This window comes from Amycolatopsis sp. WAC 01376 (genome assembly GCF_003947415.1).
GTDB lineage: Bacteria > Actinomycetota > Actinomycetes > Mycobacteriales > Pseudonocardiaceae > Amycolatopsis.
On sequence record NZ_QHKL01000001.1, the window covers coordinates 1,435,161 to 1,451,907 of the forward strand.

Below are 16,747 nucleotides of genomic sequence, written 5' to 3' on the forward strand. Positions count from 1 at the left end.
GAAAGGCCCCTTCATCTCAATCGGGAGACCTACCGGTGAGCCCGGTTCACGGCCGAGACGACGGCCCGCAGCGAAGCGGTCACGATCGACGGGTCGATCCCGATGCCCCAGTACACCCGGTCGGAGATCGCGCACTCGATGTACGACGCGGCGCGCGCGTCGTCGCCCGGCGAGAGCGTGTGCTCGCTGTAGTCCAGCAGCCGCAGGTCGAACCCGACGGTCGACAGCGCGTCGAAGAACGCCGCGATCGGGCCGTTCCCGCGGCCGGTGACCTCGTGTTCGTCGCCTTCGACCCGGACGGTGGCGGTGATGTCGTACTCGCCGTCGCCGTTGTCCCTGACGTGCTGGCGGACCAGCTCCAGCGGCGTCTTCAGCTCCAGGTACTCGGCCGAGAACGCGTTCCACATCGTGGCCGGGTCGACCTCGCCGCCCTCGGTGTCGGTGTGGCGCTGGACGACCTTCGAGAACTCGATCTGCAGGCGCCGCGGCAGGTCGAGCTGGTGCTCGGCCTTCATGATGTAGGCGACGCCGCCCTTGCCGGACTGCGAGTTCACCCGGATGACGGCCTCGTAGTTGCGGCCGATGTCCTTCGGGTCGATCGGCAGGTACGGGACCTCCCACGGGTGCTCGTCGACCGGCGTCCCCGCCTTGTCGGCGGCGGCCTTCATCGCGTCGAGGCCCTTGTTGATCGCGTCCTGGTGGCTGCCGGAGAACGCGGTGAACACCAGGTCACCCGCCCACGGGCTGCGTTCGTGCACCGGCAGCTGGTTGCAGTATTCGACGGTCCGCTTGATCTCGTCCATGTCGGAGAAGTCGATCTGCGGGTCGACGCCCTGGCTGTACAGGTTCATGCCCAGCGCGACCAGGTCGACGTTGCCGGTGCGCTCGCCGTTGCCGAACAGGCAGCCTTCGATCCGGTCCGCGCCCGCCTGGAAGCCCAGTTCGGCGGCGGCGATGCCGGTGCCGCGGTCGTTGTGCGGGTGCAGCGACAGAATCACCGCATCGCGGCGCTCCAGGTTGCGGTGCATCCACTCGATCGAGTCGGCGTAGACGTTCGGCGACGCCATCTCGACGGTGGCGGGCAGGTTCAGGATGGCAGGCTTAGCGCGCGTCGGCTGCCAGATCTCGGTGATCGTGTTGCAGACCTCGAGCGCGTACGACAGCTCGGTGCCCGTGTAGGACTCCGGCGAGTACTGGAAGCGGAAGTCGGTGTCCGGCTGCTTCGCGGCGTAGTCGACGACCAGCTCAGCGGCCTGCGAAGCGATCTTCGTGATGCCGATGCGCTCCTCGCGGAACACGACGCGACGCTGCAGGATCGAGGTCGAGTTGTAGATGTGGACGATCGCGCGCGGCGCGCCTTCGAGCGCCTTGAAGGTGCGCTCGATCAGTTCCGGGCGGCACTGGGTCAGCACCTGGATGCTGACGTCGTCCGGGATGGCGCCCTCGTCGATGATCTCGCGGACGAAGTCGAAGTCCGTCTGCGACGCCGCCGGGAAGCCGACCTCGATCTCCTTGTAGCCCATGCGGACCAGCAGGTCGAAGAACTTGCGCTTGCGCGCGGGCGACATCGGGTCGATCAGGGCCTGGTTGCCGTCGCGCAGGTCGACCGCGCACCACAGCGGCGCGGTGTCGATGCGCTTGTCCGGCCAGGTGCGGTCGGGCAGCGAGATGTCCTCGACCAGGTCGTACCAGGGGCGATAGCGGTGTACGGGCATCGAAGTGCCGCGCTGGGTGTTCCACGAAGCCTGCTCTGAAGGGGCCGGGCGCGTGGGCTTACGGATGCTCATGAGGGGAAGGTTCTCCTGAAGAATCGGGTGCGACGACCGGCACCACGAAGCCCCGCGACGGGGAGCCGGTCCGATCAGGCCCCGTCGCGGCAGCGAAGCAGGAGAACTCGAGCCACGACGTCACCTTAACCACGAGATCTCCCGAAAGGAAACCCGGGCCGCGATCGAACCGTGACCACGGTGGCGCCCATTCGGGTTACTCGCGGGTAGCAATCGGACCAGACGGCGTGCCACACTGCCCGGCATGGGCGAGCACGCTGAAGAGAAGGAAACCGCTGATCAGGAGACCAGACGCAAGGTCGACTGGCGGGCAGGGGGCGGGCGCGCGGCCGGGATACTGGCGAGCGTGGTCCGCTGGGCCGGCTTGGTCTTCGCCGCCATCCTGGTGCTGCACGTCGTCTTCGTGATCGGCGAGGCGAACCCCGACAACGGCATCGTGTCGTTCGTCCGCGGCTGGGCCGACGGGCTCCTGCTGGGCTTCAAGGACCTCTTCATGCCCGAAGACGCCAAGCTCCGCGTACTGATCAACTACGGCATCGCCGCTATCTTCTGGATGGTCGTCACGGGCATCCTCGCGAAGATCATCCGTCGCGTGGGCGGTTCGGCCTAGCAAGGCGCTTTGCGGGCCCGAGAGCACTACGCTCGGAATATGCCCGGGCCCGGCCGCCACGAGGCGGCTTACGAGATCGTCGCCATCGCCTCCTCGGCGGGTGGGGTCAAGGCGCTGATCGAAGTGTTCGGCGCCCTGCCCGCCGACTTTCCCGTGCCCGTGGTCGTCGTCCAGCATCTCGACCCCCGCCGCGAAACGCTCCTCGCCGACATCCTCGACCGCCGGTCTTCGCTCAGCGTCAAGCTGGCCGAGGCCGGTGACGTCCTGCGGCCCGGTGTCGTCTATGTCGCGCCGCCGGACCACCACCTGCTGGTGGAAGCCGGCGACGTGGCCGGGCTGACGGTGACCGAGCAGGTGAAGTTCGTGCGGCCGTCGGCCGATCTGCTCTTCGAGTCCGTCGCCGCCGTGCACGGTCCGGCGGCACTCGCCTGCGTCCTGACCGGGACGGGTTCCGACGGCGCGGCGGGCGCCGCGGCCATCAAGGCCGTCGGCGGTACCGTTGTCTCCCAAGATCCGGAGACCGCCGAATTCAAGGGAATGCCGGACGCGGTGGCGAAGGCCGTGCCGGTCGACCTGGTGCTGCCACTGGACGAAGTCGCCGGTGCGCTCGTCGGCCTGGTCAACGGAACGAGGACGGTATGAACGCGCCGGACGGCGAAATCGAAGACGGCCGGGAACTCGAAACGCTGCTCGCGTTCATCAGGGATTCCCGAGGTTTCGATTTCACCGGTTACAAACGCACTTCGCTGGCCCGCCGGATCCAGAAGCGGATGCAGACGGTGAAGATCGCCGGATACGCCGAGTACCGCGATTTCCTGGAGACCAACGCCGACGAGTTCCTGGGACTTTTCAACACCATCCTGATCAACGTCACCAGTTTCCTCCGTGACACCGAGGCCTGGAGCTATCTGCGGAAGACCGTCGTACCCGAACTCGTCGCGAAGGCCGGGGCCGACGAGGAGATCCGGATCTGGAGCGCCGGCTGTTCGAGCGGGGAAGAGGCGTATTCCCTCGCGATCGTCTTCGCGGAAGAACTCGGCATCGAGGAAAGCACCAAACGGGTCAAGATCTACGGCACCGACGTCGATGAAGAGGCCTTACGAGAGGCGAGGACGGGGCTGTACTCGGCGAAGTCCTTGGAGCACCTTCCCGGCGAGCTGAAGAAGAAGTACTTCGAGCCGAGCGGCAACCTGTTCGCCTTCCGGCGCGACCTCCGCCGCCGGGTGATCTTCGGCAGGCACGATATCACGCGCGACGCCCCCATTTCCCGGGTCGATCTGCTCGCCTGCCGCAACACCCTGATGTATTTCAACGTCGAGGCGCAGGCGAAGATCATCGAACGGTTCCATTTCGCGCTCAACGAAGGCGGCCACCTGTTCCTTGGGAAGGCCGAAATGCTGCTTTCCGACGGCGTCCGTTTCGACGTCGCCAACATCCGGAACCGGGTGTTCAAGCTGCGATCGGGCGGTCCGGTGGTGAAGTCCGCGCGGTTCGACGCCCGGGCGGGCGCGGGGACGCGGGACGCCGCCCGGCGACGGCAGGTGTGCGAACTCGCCTTGGCGTCCTCACCCGATTCCGTGCTGGGGCTCGACCGCGACGGCACGGTCGCGCTGATCAACGGCACGGCGAGGCTCCAGTTCGGGCTCTCCCCGCACGACGTGGGCAGGCCCTTCCACGACCTGGAGGTGTCCTACCGGCCGATCGAACTCCGGGCGGTGATCGACCAGGCCCACAGTGAACGCCGCAGCGTCCGTCTCGAATCCGTGCGGCGGCGGAGGGGCGCGGAAGAAACGCAGTACTTCGACGTCATCGTCCGGCCGCTGATCACCGTCGACGGCGAGGACATCGGCGCGGCGACCACGTTCGTCGACACCACCGAGGCCACCAGGCTGCAGCACGAGGTGAAACGCGTGCAGGAGGATCTGGCGACCGCCTACACCGAACTCCAGTCCACCAACGCGGAACTCGAGACGGTCAACGAGGAACTCCAGTCGAGCATCGAGGAACTCGAGACGACGAACGAGGAACTCCAGTCCACGAACGAAGAGTTGGAGACCACCAACGAAGAGCTCCAGTCGGGCAACGAAGAACTCGAAACGATGAACGAGGAGATGCGCATCCGTACCGCGGAGCTCGACGAGACGCGCATGTTCTTCGAAGGGGTGCTGGCCAGCGTCGAGGCGGGCGTGGTCGTACTCGACGGCGAACTCCAGGTGCGCAGCTGGAACCGCGGCGCGGAGGAGCTGTGGGGCCTCCGGACCGGCGAGGTCTACCGGCAGGACTTCTTCGACCTGGACTTCGGCCTGCCCACGACCACCCTCCGGGACGTCGTCGAGGTCTGCAACGAGACCGGGCACCGGGCGGACCCGGTCGAGATCGACGCGGTGGACAGGAAGGGCAGGTCACTCGTCGCCTCGGTCAGCTGTTCGCCGCTGCGGGGGCCGGGCGGCGGCGTCGTGCTGATGATCGAGAAGCGGCAGACCGACTGAGTCAGGCGCGGCGGTTCGCCTTCATCACGTGCTCGTTGAGCGCCACCACCAGGTCGGCCGCGGTCGTGCGGCGGCCGACGAGGCTCTCGCAAACCTCGCCGATCCGCAGGTTGTGGCTGCGCGCGTAGCGGCGGATCAGGAGGAACGCGTCGTCCGTGCCGATCTCCAGCCGGGCGGACACGAGCCCCTTGGCCTGCTCGATGATCACCCGGCTGCTGAGCGCCCCTTGCAGTTGTTCCGAGGTCGCGGTGAGTCCGGTGATCGCCCGGTGGTTGAGCATGCCGATCGTCGCGGCGTCGGCGAGCGCGATCGCGATGCGCACGTCGGCTTCCGGCAGCCGGGTGGTCTCCGTGGTCAGGATCGTCACCGCGCCGAGGACCTCCTCGTGACGGCTGAACGGAAACGCGTGCACGGTGCGGAAACCGAGGGAAAGGGCGGCGGGCGCCAGCCGTTCCCAGCGTTCGGTCGCCTCGTCGAGCCGGACGTCGACGACCGGTCCCCGGCTTTCGCAGCAGTCGATTCCGGGGCCCTCTTCGGCGAGGAATTCGCCGATCGCGGGTTCGCCGAGCCGCTCGTCCGTGTTCACCACGACGGGCAGAGCGTCGTGGACCCCGAAGACGGCCAGCCGGATCGACGACGACGGAATCAAGTGGGCGTACCGATCCGCCACACAGAGCCAATAATTCACCGGGTCGAGGGCTGGAGCCAGCGTGTCGGCCAGTTCCAGCAAGGTATCGGCGACCCATCTTTCGCGATTTCGCATCAGAAGCGGCCTTCCTGCGGATTGCAGTTCTCAGAGGCGCTGGGCAATCAACGTTAGTCCTCCGCCGGAAGACCGAAAACCCCTGGGGCTCAGCCATTCGGGTCACTTCGACGAGGATGGTGCGGGCGTACGCTCAGCCCATGTGGGACGGCACTGGTGGCCGGTACGACCCGTCGGCGATGCGCGGACTGATCGAAACCGAGGGCGGGCGCGCGGATCGCGCGGCCGCCGTCGCCCGGCGGCACGAAGGCCTGCTGGGCACGGCCACCGAGGCCATGCGGCCGTTCCACCGCCGGATGGCGGAACTCCACCGCGCGACCGAGAACAAGCATCGCGCCGCGGCGGCGCTGCACGCCGGCTACCTCGACGCCGTCGGGCGCTGGGCGGACCGGCCGGCGGAACCGGCCGTCGTCCCCCCGGCGTTCATGGAGGCGGTGGCCGACGTGTCCGGCGTCGAGAGCCTGGTGGTGACCCTGTTCGGCCTCGCCGGGCGGGATTCGGCGGTCGTGGTGTCCGATCCCGTCGCCGCCCGCGTGCACGACCTCGAAGAAGTCCTCGGCGAAGGGCCGTCACGGGACAGGCCGCTGAGGCCCGGTGTCTGCACCGAACCGGAGCTCTCCGGGCGGTGGCCCCGGTTCGGCCCCGCCGCGCGGGAATTCGGGATCCGCGCGGTGGTTTCGGCGCCGCTGGGCCTGCCGGAGGCCTTGATGGGGACCCTCACCGCATATCGGTCCGAGGCCGAACCGGACATCGCGGTGGCCCTGTCCGTGGGAGTGTTCGCCGAAGCGCTGACCGAAACCGCGTTGAACCCGGCCGTGCGGCTCGACGGCGCCGACGGTCTTCCCGTGCACCCGTTGTTCGGCGACCTGGACCGCCGGGTCGTGGTGCATCAGGCCACGGGGATGGTGATGGCCGCCCACGACTGTTCGGTCTCGGACGCGCAGGCCATGCTCCGGGCGCACGCCTTCGCCCGGAACGGCAGCGTCACCGAACTCGCTCAGGCCATCGTGGCCGGGATCTATCGGCTCACCTGATCGCGAGCCGTTCGTAGGCCTCGATGGCGGCTTTCGGGTCGTCCGCCTGGAACTTCACGACGCGGACGGACTCGGTCTTGCCGAGCGGCCGGGTCACGGTGATCGGCTCACGCAGTTCGGCGACCAGGTTCGTCTCGTAGAAATTGTCGTGGCTGAGCCAGGTTTCGTCGCGGAACGCCTTCGCCTTGGCCGGTTCGTGACTATCCTTCAGGTGCCGCAGGCTGACGACGTTCTCCCTCGGGATCCGCACGTCGTAGAACGAGCTGTAGCGCACCCGGACCTCGCGCGACGAGATCACATGCGGCCGGACGACGGTGCCGGCGTAGACCCCGAACACCAGCAGCGCCGAGTACACGCCCAGGACGAGCAGTAACAGGTCGACGATCAGGCCGAAGTCGATCAACCAGAACAGACCCGCCTCGACGGCGCTCACCACGGCCATGACGATGAAGATCGGCTTGCCGCTTCCGCCGTACGGCACCGCGACGGCGTCCCCGTCGATTCCGTCCTTGCGGCCTCTCAGGTAGAGCCAGAGACCCGCCATCGTGCGCGATTCGTTGCGGACGAGACTGTGTAAAGCCCCCATGACCCCAGGTTACCGGGCAAAGTGCGTCAAGATCCCAATGCCACGTAGCCCTCAGCGTCCACTGTGGACGCATTTCGATGACTGAATGTCCGATTGATGACGAATGGGCGGTTCTGTCAAGGGGTCGTGAGTGGCAAAGGTCGTTCTAACCCTCATTGCCACTCACGACCCCCTCCTGTAGCTGCGCAAAGCACCCAAATCGGGCACCCAGATCCTGACTGGCGTCCCGTGTGGACAGGCGCGCCTCGGGTCCACTGCCGGTGACTTGACCGGCTTGATCGAGCAGACCGGCAGCCGCCCAAGCTCAACTTGAGCTACGTGGCATTGGATTAGAGCCATGGGCGGCTTAGGTACGTGCTGCCGGTGCGCGGGTGGCGGTTTCGTGTGATTGAACGGACGGCACACGTGTTGGGAGGGACGACACGCGTGATTGGACGGACGGCTCGTGGGGGAACCCGGCCGCGGTCGTGTCCTCCATCCAGTCACGTGTGTCGTCCGCCGGATCACGGGTGTCGTCCGGTCAATCACGGGACATCGCCGGTCAAGCCTCGTGAGTGGTAAGGACGGTTAGGGCCAAAGGTGGCTTCACGACATAGGAGTTCGACGCCCCGCTTTCGCGACAAGCCACTCACGACTCCCGGCCAAAGTGCGTCAAGATCTTCAGCGCGTCGGCCGAACCCGGGTCCTTCGGCGTGTAGATCTCCAACCGGTGGTCGGGACTGTCCGGCTGGAGCCACACCTGGTAATCGACGCTCACCGTGCCGACCGTCGGATGCTGGAGATGCATGGCGCCGACGGTGCAGTCGGCGACGTCGCCGGTCGCCCAAAGGGTCGCGAATTCGTCGCTGCGCATCGACAGTTCGCCGATGAGCGCGGCCAGCCGGGCGTCGGTGGGGTGGCGGCCCGCGGTCAACCGCAGATAGGCGACGTGGACGCGGGCGAGTTCGGCCCGGTTCCGGTGCAGGTCGCGGGTGAGCGGGTCGAGGAAGAACATGCGCGGCAGCGAAGGCCGTCGCTCCGGATCCGACGGAGCGTCGAAATCGAGGTGTTCGGCCATGAGCGCGTGCCCGGCGTGGTTCCACGCGAGCACGTCGCCGCGACGGCCGAAGACGAGCGCGGGTACGGCCTCGCCGAGGTTCTCCAGCAGCGCGAGGACGCGGGGATGCGGATCCTCCTGGCCGGGGTCGGACAGCTTCGGGAGCGGAGACTGCCGGGCGAGGTTGTGCAGGTGGACGGTCTCGACGTCGTCGAGCCGGAGTGCGCGGGCGAGCGCGTCGAGCACCTGTCGTGAAGCGGTTTCGGCCAGGCCCTGTTCCAGTCGCGTGTAGTACCCGGCGCTCACCCCGGCGAGCTGGGCGAGCTCCTCGCGGCGCAGGCCGGGCACGCGTCGTGAGGTGCCGTAGGTGCGCAGGCCGAGTTCGGCGGGAGTCACCCGGTCACGACGGCTCTTGAGGTACACACCGAGGCTTTCCATACCCCGAGCCTAGGTTTCCGGGCGGCGCCGTGGGTGTACCTGCCGGGTGTACCCACGCCACGGGGATGGTTGCCGCGGCGGCGCCCGCGCACCGTCGACGGCATGACACGACAGCATTCCCGGGCCTGGTTCGGCCTGCTGGTGATCCTTTGCCCGGTCTTCCTGGTCTCCATGGACGGTTCGATCCTGTTCCTCGCGATGCCCAGGATCAGCCAGGCGCTCACCCCGACGGCCGATCAGGCGTTGTGGATCCTGGACGTCTACGGGTTCGCGGTCGGCTCGCTGCTGGTCGCCTTCGGCACCATCGGCGACCGGTACGGCCGCCTGAAGCTGCTGATGATCGGCGCGGCCGTGTTCGGCGTCGGTTCGGCGGGGGCGGCGTTCGCCCCGAGCCCGGAGCTGCTGATCGCGTTCCGGGCTTTGATGGGGCTCGCGGGCGCGACGCTGCTGCCGTCCGCGCTGGCCGTGCTGAGCGAACTCTTCACCGACCCTCGCCGACGGGCGCAGGCCATCGGCGTCTTCGCGGCCGCGTTCGCCGCCGGTTTCGCGATCGGCCCGGTCGTCGGCGGGATCCTGCTGGAGCGGTTCCCGTGGGGTTCGGTCTTCCTGGTCAACCTGCCGGTGATCGCGGTGTTCCTGGCGCTCGCGCCGGTGCTGCTGCGGGAGGTGCGGGCCACCGGACGGGGACGTGTCGACGTGCACAGCGTGGTGCTCTCCGCCGCCGGCCTCCTGCTCGCGATCTACGGGATCAAGCACGCGGCCGCCGACGGCCTGTCCTTGGTCGCGGTCTCCGCGGGGATCACCGGAGCGGTGCTACTGGTGTGGTTCGCCCGGCGTCAGCGGGGCCTCGATCACCCGCTGGTCGACTTCTCCCTGTTCCGCGACCGCGTCTTCACCATCGCGATCGTCACCGGGCTGCTGCCGCTGGCGGCATGGTCGGCGGCCGCGTACCTGTCGGGGATCCATCTTCAGTCCGTGCTCGGGCTACCCGTTCTGCACGCGGCGCTGCTCGCGCTGCCAGGGGCGGCCGTGCTCACGATCATGTGCGTCACCACACCCGCGCTGGTCGACCGCATCGGCAAACGCGCGGCGCTGGCCGTCTGCCACTTCTCCATCGCCGCCGGGCTCGCCCTGCTGCTCATGACCGGTGTCACGGGCGGAGCGGGCTGGTACGTCGCCTCGACGGTGGTCGCCGGTGTCGGCTACGGCATCTCGTTCAGCGTGGTGGCCGACACGGCCGTCGCCGCGGTGCCGGCGGAGGGGGCGGGAGCGGCGGGCGCGATCGCCGAAACGAGCAACGAGATCGGCAACGCGCTGGGCATCGCGCTCATGGGTTCGCTCGCCGCGCTGGTGTTCCGCCTGGCGGGCCCGGACGTCGCGCCGACACTCGGCGAAACCCTCGAGATCGCGCCCACGGCCGCTCTCGACGCGAAGGAGGCGTTCGTCGCGGGCCTGCACATAGCCGCCGCCGTGCTGAGCCTGCTGCACGCCGGGCTGGGGGCTCTCGCTCTGCGATGGCTCCCTCACTCGGAGAAAGCGCTTGTGCCCCAGGCGTCGGCGTAGGCGAAATCGGCCAGCGGGACTCGCTCACGCGGCGCCTTCTCGCGCTCGATCCGCCAGTCCTCTTCGAGCACAGAGGCGTCCGCGGGCGAGCCGACGGCGATGGCGACCTTCGGAACGACGTCGTCGGGGAGCCCGAAGAAGTCCTTCGCAGCTTCAGCGGAGAAGCCCGCCATCTGATGCGCGATCAGGCCGAGGTCGACGGCCTGGAGCACGAGATTCTCGCTCGCCAGCCCCAGCCCGTACTCGGCGTACGGGACGTCGCCCTTCTCGTTCGTGGTCACCATCACGCCGATCAGCAGCAGCCCGGCGCGATGGGCCCACGCGCGGTTGCCCGAGTTGAGTGTCGAGAGGATGCGGTCGAACGACGGCGTGCCGCGCAACCCGACCAGGTAGCGGGCGGGCTGGGTGTTGCCGAACGACGGCGCCCAGCGGGCCGCTTCGAGCAGCGCGCGGAGCTGGTCTTCGGTGACGATCGCTGACTCGTCGTAGGCGCGCGGGCTCCAGCGGTGGGCCAGGATCGACGCGATCGGGATACTCGTGTCGGCGGGTTTGTGCACCACTGGACCGTAACAAGGGGTGCTCTCCGTCACTAAAGTGAAAGCCCTCCGACTATTTCGTTGGTGTTAAGGAAGATTTACTTCCTGGAGTCCTCGAAGCGGTGGTCAGGACCACTTACGAGGGTGGCGAGCGTGCGTGACCCCGGTAGGCTTTCGCCCAAATAAGGGACGCGGGGGCTCCTCGGTGCCCACCAGGAGCACGCCCGGCCCGTCGAGGAGGTTCGGGCGTGGCCCTCGTGGTCCAGAAGTACGGCGGTTCGTCGCTGGAAAGTGCCGACCGGATCAAACGCGTCGCGGAACGCATCGTCGCCACCAAGAAGGCGGGCAACGACGTGGTCGTCGTCTGCTCCGCCATGGGTGACACGACGGACGAGCTGCTCGACCTGGCTCAGCAGGTCAACCCGGCGCCCCCGGAACGCGAGATGGACATGCTGCTCACAGCGGGTGAGCGCATCTCCAACTCGCTGGTGGCGATGGCGATTTCGGCGCAGGGCGCGGAGGCGTGGTCGTTCACCGGCTCGCAGGCCGGCGTGGTGACGACGTCCGTGCACGGCAACGCGCGGATCATCGACGTCAGCCCCAGCCGTGTGACGGAAGCCCTCGACCAGGGCTACATCGCGCTGGTGGCGGGTTTCCAGGGCGTGTCGCAGGACACCAAGGACATCACCACCCTCGGCCGCGGCGGCTCGGACACCACCGCCGTCGCGCTGGCCGCGGCGCTGAACGCCGACGTCTGCGAGATCTATTCCGATGTGGACGGTGTGTACACCGCCGATCCCCGGGTCGTGCCCGACGCCCGCAGGCTGGACACCATCGCCTATGAGGAGATGCTGGAGCTGGCCGCGAGCGGGTCGAAGATCCTGCACCTGCGCTCGGTGGAGTACGCGCGCCGCTACGGCGTCCCGATCCGAGTCCGTTCTTCCTACAGTGACAAGCCGGGCACCACGGTGACCGGTTCTATCGAGGAGATCCCCGTGGAACAAGCGTTGATCACCGGTGTGGCGCACGACCGCTCCGAAGCCAAGATCACGGTGACCGGAGTGCCGGACCACGCCGGTGCCGCCGCCAGGATCTTCCGGGTGATCGCCGACGACGAGATCGACATCGACATGGTGCTGCAGAACGTGTCCAGCACCGTCTCGGGCCGCACCGACATCACCTTCACGCTGTCGAAGGCCAACGGCGCCAAGGCCGTGCGGTCGCTGGAGAAGATCAAGGAGGGGATCGGCTTCGAGTCGGTCCTCTACGACGACCACGTCGGCAAGGTCTCGCTCGTCGGCGCGGGGATGCGTTCGCACCCCGGTGTCACGGCGACGTTCTGCGAGGCGCTCGCGCAGTCGGGCGTCAACATCGAAATCATCAACACCTCGGAGATCCGGATCTCGGTGCTGATCCGGGACGCGCAGCTCGACGACGCGGTGCGCGCGATCCACGAGGCATTCGAACTCGGCGGCGACGAAGAAGCCGTCGTCTACGCGGGGAGTGGTCGCTGATGTCGGAAGGTCTGCGGGTAGGGGTCGTCGGGGCGACCGGTCAGGTCGGCGGTGTCATGCGCCGTCTGCTGGCCGAACGGGGTTTCCCGGTCGCCCAAATGCGATACTTCGCTTCGGCGCGGTCCGCCGGTTCGAAGCTTCCTTGGCAGGACGAGGAAATCGTCATCGAGGACGCGACGACCGCGGATCCGTCCGGTTTGGACATCGCGCTGTTCTCCGCCGGTGGCTCGACCTCCAAGGCGCAGGCGGAGCGGTTCGCCGCGGCCGGTGCCACGGTGATCGACAACTCGTCGGCGTGGCGCATGGACCCGGACGTCCCGCTGATCGTCAGCGAGGTCAACCCGGAGGCGATCAAGGAAGCGCGCAAGGGGATCATCGCGAACCCCAACTGCACCACCATGGCCGCGATGCCGGTGCTCAAGCCGCTGCACGCCGAAGCGGGCCTCGTGCGGCTGGTCGCGAGCACCTACCAGGCGGTGTCCGGCAGCGGGCTCGCCGGTGTCGAGGAACTCGAAGGCCAGCTCGCCGCGGCGGCGTCGAACGCGGGCGCGCTGACCCACGACGGCGCGGCGGTGACCTTCCCCGAGCCGAAGAAGTACGCGCGGCCCATCGCGCACAACGTCCTCCCGCTGGCCGGGTCCATTGTGGACGACGGTGAGTTCGAGACGGACGAGGAGAAGAAGTTCCGCAACGAGAGCCGCAAGATCCTGAGCATCCCGGAGCTGCGGGTCTCCTGCACCTGCGTGCGGGTGCCGGTGTTCTCGGGACACTCGATCTCGATCAACGCGGAGTTCTCGCAGCCGCTTTCGGTCGCCCGCGCGACCGAGCTGCTCACCGGCGCTCCCGGCGTTGAGCTGTCGGACATCCCGACGCCGCTGCAGGCCGCAGGCCAGGACCCGTCGTACGTCGGTCGCCTGCGGACGGACCCGGGTGTCAACGACGGCCGCGGCCTGGTGCTGTTCCTGTCGAACGACAACCTGCGGAAGGGCGCGGCGCTCAACGCCGTCCAGATCGCGGAACTGGTCGCCGCGAACTCCTGACGCCTGCTGGCTCGACAGCAACTAGAGGACTAATTGCGCCGCGGCCTCACGCCGTGATGATGGCAAGGTCTCGTGAAGGCCTCCTTCCCTACCCTCAAGGTAGTGAAGGAGGCCTTCACGACATCGCGACCCGGCGCGGGTGGGATCGCTTCATCTCACGAGCCAGGAACTCGCCTCGCGCGTCGCCGGGAACCCCGCTGGCAGGACGACAGCGAGCAGCCCGCGAAACGGACCTTCCCCAGAGTCGGTGTGCATCGGCCCACCGAAACGCTCGTGACTGTCCATTGTGGAGACTGGTAATTGCCTTGTCCGGTTCGCCCGGTCCGGGCATCCTCAAGGACGACAAACGTTTCCACGAAGGGAAAATCATGTACACGGCGGTCGAAGGCTCGCGGGTGCCGATCCGGATGTGGGCCGACCCCACATCGGTCGAGGACCAGGCCATGCGGCAGCTGCACAACGTCGCCAACCTGCCGTGGGTGCACGGCGTCGCGGTCATGCCCGACGTCCACTACGGCAAGGGCGCGACCGTCGGCAGCGTGATCGCGATGCGCGACGCGGTGTCCCCGGCCGCCGTCGGCGTGGACATCGGCTGTGGGATGAGCGCGGTACGGACCTCGCTCACCGCCGCCGATCTGCCCGACGACCTGCTGAAGCTCCGCCGCCGGATCGAATCGGCCGTCCCGGTCGGCTTCGGCCTGCACAAGACCCCGGTGAACCCGGCGAAGGTGCACGGTGTCGGTGGCTGGGACGCGTTCTGGAAGTCCTTCGGCGACCTGCATCCCGGCGTCCAGGACCTGCACGACCGCGCGTCGCGCCAGATCGGGAGCCTCGGCGGCGGCAACCACTTCATCGAGGTCTGCCTCGAACAGGGCGGCGACGACGAAGGCCGCGTGTGGCTGATGCTGCACTCGGGTTCGCGCAACATCGGCAAGGAACTCGCGGAACGGCATATGGCCGTCGCGCGGAAGCTGCCGCACAACGCGGACCTGCCGGATCCGGACCTCGCCGTGTTCGTCGCGGGCACCCCGGAGATGCAGGCGTACCGGCGGGACCTGTTCTGGGCGCAGGACTACGCGGCGCGCAACCGCGCCACCATGGTCGCGCTCGTGAAGCAGGCGCTGAAGGACGTCGTCCCGCAGACGACGTTCGACGACGCGATCAGCTGCCATCACAATTACGTCGCTGAAGAGACCTACGACGGCGTCGATCTGCTGGTGACCCGCAAGGGCGCGATCCGCGCGGGTTCGGGTGACCTCGGGATCATCCCGGGCAGCATGGGCACCGGTTCGTACATCGTGCGCGGCCTCGGGAACGCGTCGTCCTTCCAGTCCGCGTCGCACGGCGCGGGCCGCCGGATGTCGCGGAACAAGGCCAAGAAGCTGTTCACCGCCGAAGACCTCGCCGCGCAGACCGCCGGCGTCGAATGCCGCAAGGACTCCGGCGTGGTGGACGAGATCCCGGCCGCGTACAAGGACATCGAAACGGTGATCAAGGCGCAGACCGACCTCGTCGAGGTGGTCGCGCATCTGAAGCAGGTCGTCTGCGTCAAGGGGTGAAGCGGGGTGGTGTGCCGGGGGAACCCGACATACCACCCACGTTTCTCGCTACTGTGGTTCCTATGAAGAGGTTGGGAATCGCGGCGCTACTGGCGGCCGCCGGACTTGCGCTGGCGGGCTGCAGCGAGGTCACGAACGCCGTCGATCAGACGAACAAGGCCGCGACGAAGGTCGGCGCGTGCGCCGAGGCACTCAGCCTCGTCGACCTCAACCCGGACCCGGCGACCATCAAGGAGCGGGCCGCGGACAAGGAAAAACGCCTGCGTGAGCTGGCGAACAGCGTCGGCGAGCAGAACGTGGCGGGCGCGCTCACCGGCATGGCCGACTCGTATCTGCAGGTCCAGAAGGAGAACATCCAGGACGCGGGCAAGATCGCGGACTGGACCAAGCGCAACATCGAGCGGGTCGACGCCCTCCGGAAGGTCTGCGCCTAGCCCCATCTCGCGTTTAGTCCTCTGAATGCGGTAGTTGCCCGCGCAACTACCGCATTCAGAGGACTAAACGCATCAGGAGGAAGTGAGCGCGGGCACCTGGGCGGGGGTACGGGAGCGACGCCAGAACAAGCCGACCGCGGCGATCATCAGCGCGCCCAGCGCCGAGGCCGCGAATCCCCAGCCCGGGCTGGAATGGTCGATCACGAACCCGATGATCGGGCTCCCGATCGCCAGCCCGATCCTGCTGGCCGCGTCGAGCAGGCCCATCGCCTCGCCGCGCACCCGCGGCGGTGCCGCCGCGCTGACCGTCTCCGTGCTCGCCGCGAGCGTCGGCGCGCACAGCACGTTGCTCGGGAACAGCACGATCGCCAGTAGCCACCACGGCCCGGCGATCAGCCCGACCGGCAGGGTGAGCACCGCGAGCAGCAGCATCAGCGTGCCCTGCGAGAGCGACCGCCGGACCGCGCCGTCGACCTTGCCGCCGAGCACGGACGCGACGCACATCACCGTGATCAACAGTCCGGACCAGGCGATGTCGCCGCTCGCGCGCAGCGTCGCCAAGGCGGCGAGTTCCATGCCGACCAGGCAGAACAGCGCGCCGGCGGCGATGAACATCGCCATCACGAGTCGTCCGGTGAGCCAGCTTCGGACGGTCGGCCGTTCCCCGGTGAACACGCCGGCGTCGGCTTCGGCGCGGATCGGCGGGTTCTGCCGGTAGATCAGCGTCGCCGAAAGCGCGAAGCAGACTCCGATACCGGTGAGCGCGTAAACCGCGGGCAGTTGCGTGATCGCCATGATCCCGGCCGACGGCCCGATCATGAACGACGCTTCCACCAGGATCGTGTCCAGCGAGTAGGCCGCCCGCCGCTGCTCCAGCGGCACGAGCGCGGTGAGCACCAGCCGCGCGAGCGTTCCGGCGGGCACCGACAGCACACCCGCGGGGAGCGCGACCACCAGCAGCACCTGATACGGCAGATGCGGCGCGCTGATCCAGAACGTCGTCGAGGCCAGCCCGCAGATCGCGACCACCGGCCGCAGCCCGTAGCGGTCGACGTACCGGCCGACGAGTGGTGCCCCGATCGCGCTGCCGAGGGTGGTGGCGGCGCCGACCAGCCCGGCCGCGCCGTAGCCGCGGCCGAGATCGTTGACCACGTACAGCGTCATCGTCACGCCCATGGCCGTCATCGGGAGCCGCGCCAGGAACATCAGCAGCATCGAGCTGGGAACTCCGGGCACGGCTAACACGCGACGGTACGGAGCGAGGGCCATACGTCCGATGAGAACGTAACTTGGTACGCGCGTGCAACTTTATTTCGCGGTGTCCGTCACCCGACCCGGGATGTTTTCTTGACTGATTC

Annotated in this window: 15 protein-coding genes; 9 read left to right on the forward strand and 6 right to left on the reverse strand. The window is 68.0% G+C overall.

Going from position 1 to position 16,747, the window contains the following annotated elements:
- Positions 1-29: 29 nt before the first annotated feature.
- Positions 30-1,787, reverse strand: coding sequence for a 2-isopropylmalate synthase (gene leuA / locus DMH03_RS06890; RefSeq protein ID WP_199748695.1), 1,758 nt, complete (start codon positions 1,785-1,787; stop codon positions 30-32).
- A gap of 244 nt (positions 1,788-2,031) precedes the next feature.
- Between leuA and DMH03_RS06895 the strand changes: the two genes are divergently transcribed.
- From DMH03_RS06895 to DMH03_RS06905, 3 genes are read left to right on the forward strand one after another with little or no spacing between them, the layout of a single operon-like run.
- The gene (locus DMH03_RS06895; RefSeq protein ID WP_125791090.1) at positions 2,032-2,397 is read left to right on the forward strand and encodes a hypothetical protein; all 366 of its coding nucleotides are present in this window, start codon (positions 2,032-2,034) and stop codon (positions 2,395-2,397) included.
- A gap of 39 nt (positions 2,398-2,436) precedes the next feature.
- A complete protein-coding gene (locus tag DMH03_RS06900) occupies positions 2,437-3,039 on the forward strand; it encodes a chemotaxis protein CheB (RefSeq protein ID WP_125791091.1) in 603 nt (200 codons plus the stop codon).
- Entirely contained in the window at positions 3,036-4,886 is a 1,851-nt protein-coding gene (locus DMH03_RS06905; RefSeq protein WP_125791092.1) for a protein-glutamate O-methyltransferase CheR, read from the forward strand. The genes DMH03_RS06900 and DMH03_RS06905 overlap by 4 nt, the downstream gene beginning before the upstream one ends.
- Position 4,887: 1 nt before the next feature.
- Here the strand turns inward: DMH03_RS06905 and DMH03_RS06910 are convergent, their stop codons facing one another.
- A complete protein-coding gene (locus DMH03_RS06910) occupies positions 4,888-5,649 on the reverse strand; it encodes an ANTAR domain-containing protein (RefSeq protein WP_125791093.1) in 762 nt (253 codons plus the stop codon).
- A gap of 140 nt (positions 5,650-5,789) precedes the next feature.
- Here DMH03_RS06910 and DMH03_RS06915 point away from each other — a divergent pair, with 140 nt between their 5' ends.
- Positions 5,790-6,683: an ANTAR domain-containing protein gene (locus DMH03_RS06915; protein WP_125791094.1), complete on the forward strand. Its 894-nt coding sequence runs from the start codon at positions 5,790-5,792 to the stop codon at positions 6,681-6,683.
- On the opposite strand, the gene DMH03_RS06920 is transcribed toward DMH03_RS06915, so the two are convergent.
- Positions 6,676-7,269: a hypothetical protein gene (locus DMH03_RS06920; RefSeq protein ID WP_233611300.1), complete on the reverse strand. Its 594-nt coding sequence runs from the start codon at positions 7,267-7,269 to the stop codon at positions 6,676-6,678. The genes DMH03_RS06915 and DMH03_RS06920 overlap by 8 nt on opposite strands.
- A 628-nt stretch (positions 7,270-7,897) precedes the next feature.
- Positions 7,898-8,743 carry a helix-turn-helix transcriptional regulator gene (locus DMH03_RS06925; RefSeq protein ID WP_125791095.1) on the reverse strand — a complete coding sequence of 282 codons (846 nt, stop codon included), beginning with the start codon at positions 8,741-8,743 and terminating at the stop codon, positions 7,898-7,900.
- A 102-nt stretch (positions 8,744-8,845) separates the two neighbouring features.
- Between DMH03_RS06925 and DMH03_RS06930 the strand changes: the two genes are divergently transcribed.
- Positions 8,846-10,306 (forward strand): MFS transporter, encoded by a 1,461-nt coding sequence (locus DMH03_RS06930; RefSeq protein ID WP_125791096.1) that lies wholly within the window; start codon positions 8,846-8,848, stop codon positions 10,304-10,306.
- Here DMH03_RS06930 and DMH03_RS06935 read toward each other — a convergent pair.
- Positions 10,267-10,863 carry a nitroreductase family protein gene (locus DMH03_RS06935; protein ID WP_125791097.1) on the reverse strand — a complete coding sequence of 199 codons (597 nt, stop codon included), beginning with the start codon at positions 10,861-10,863 and terminating at the stop codon, positions 10,267-10,269. The two genes, DMH03_RS06930 and DMH03_RS06935, sit on opposite strands and share 40 nt — an antisense overlap.
- 227 nt (positions 10,864-11,090) lie before the next feature.
- Here DMH03_RS06935 and DMH03_RS06940 point away from each other — a divergent pair, with 227 nt between their 5' ends.
- The 4 genes from DMH03_RS06940 (at position 11,091) to DMH03_RS06955 (ending at position 15,389) form a co-directional block, all read left to right on the forward strand.
- Positions 11,091-12,356, forward strand: coding sequence for an aspartate kinase (locus DMH03_RS06940; protein WP_125791098.1), 1,266 nt, complete (start codon positions 11,091-11,093; stop codon positions 12,354-12,356).
- Entirely contained in the window at positions 12,356-13,396 is a 1,041-nt protein-coding gene (locus DMH03_RS06945) for an aspartate-semialdehyde dehydrogenase (protein ID WP_125791099.1), read from the forward strand. The genes DMH03_RS06940 and DMH03_RS06945 overlap by 1 nt, the downstream gene beginning before the upstream one ends.
- A gap of 368 nt (positions 13,397-13,764) precedes the next feature.
- Positions 13,765-14,955 (forward strand): RtcB family protein, encoded by a 1,191-nt coding sequence (locus DMH03_RS06950; protein ID WP_125791100.1) that lies wholly within the window; start codon positions 13,765-13,767, stop codon positions 14,953-14,955.
- A gap of 62 nt (positions 14,956-15,017) precedes the next feature.
- Positions 15,018-15,389: a hypothetical protein gene (locus tag DMH03_RS06955; protein WP_125791101.1), complete on the forward strand. Its 372-nt coding sequence runs from the start codon at positions 15,018-15,020 to the stop codon at positions 15,387-15,389.
- Between the two features lie 72 nt (positions 15,390-15,461).
- On the opposite strand, the gene DMH03_RS06960 is transcribed toward DMH03_RS06955, so the two are convergent.
- On the reverse strand, positions 15,462-16,604 hold the full coding sequence (locus DMH03_RS06960) for an MFS transporter (RefSeq protein ID WP_125791583.1): 1,143 nt from the start codon (positions 16,602-16,604) through the stop codon (positions 15,462-15,464).
- Positions 16,605-16,747: the final 143 nt, after the last annotated feature.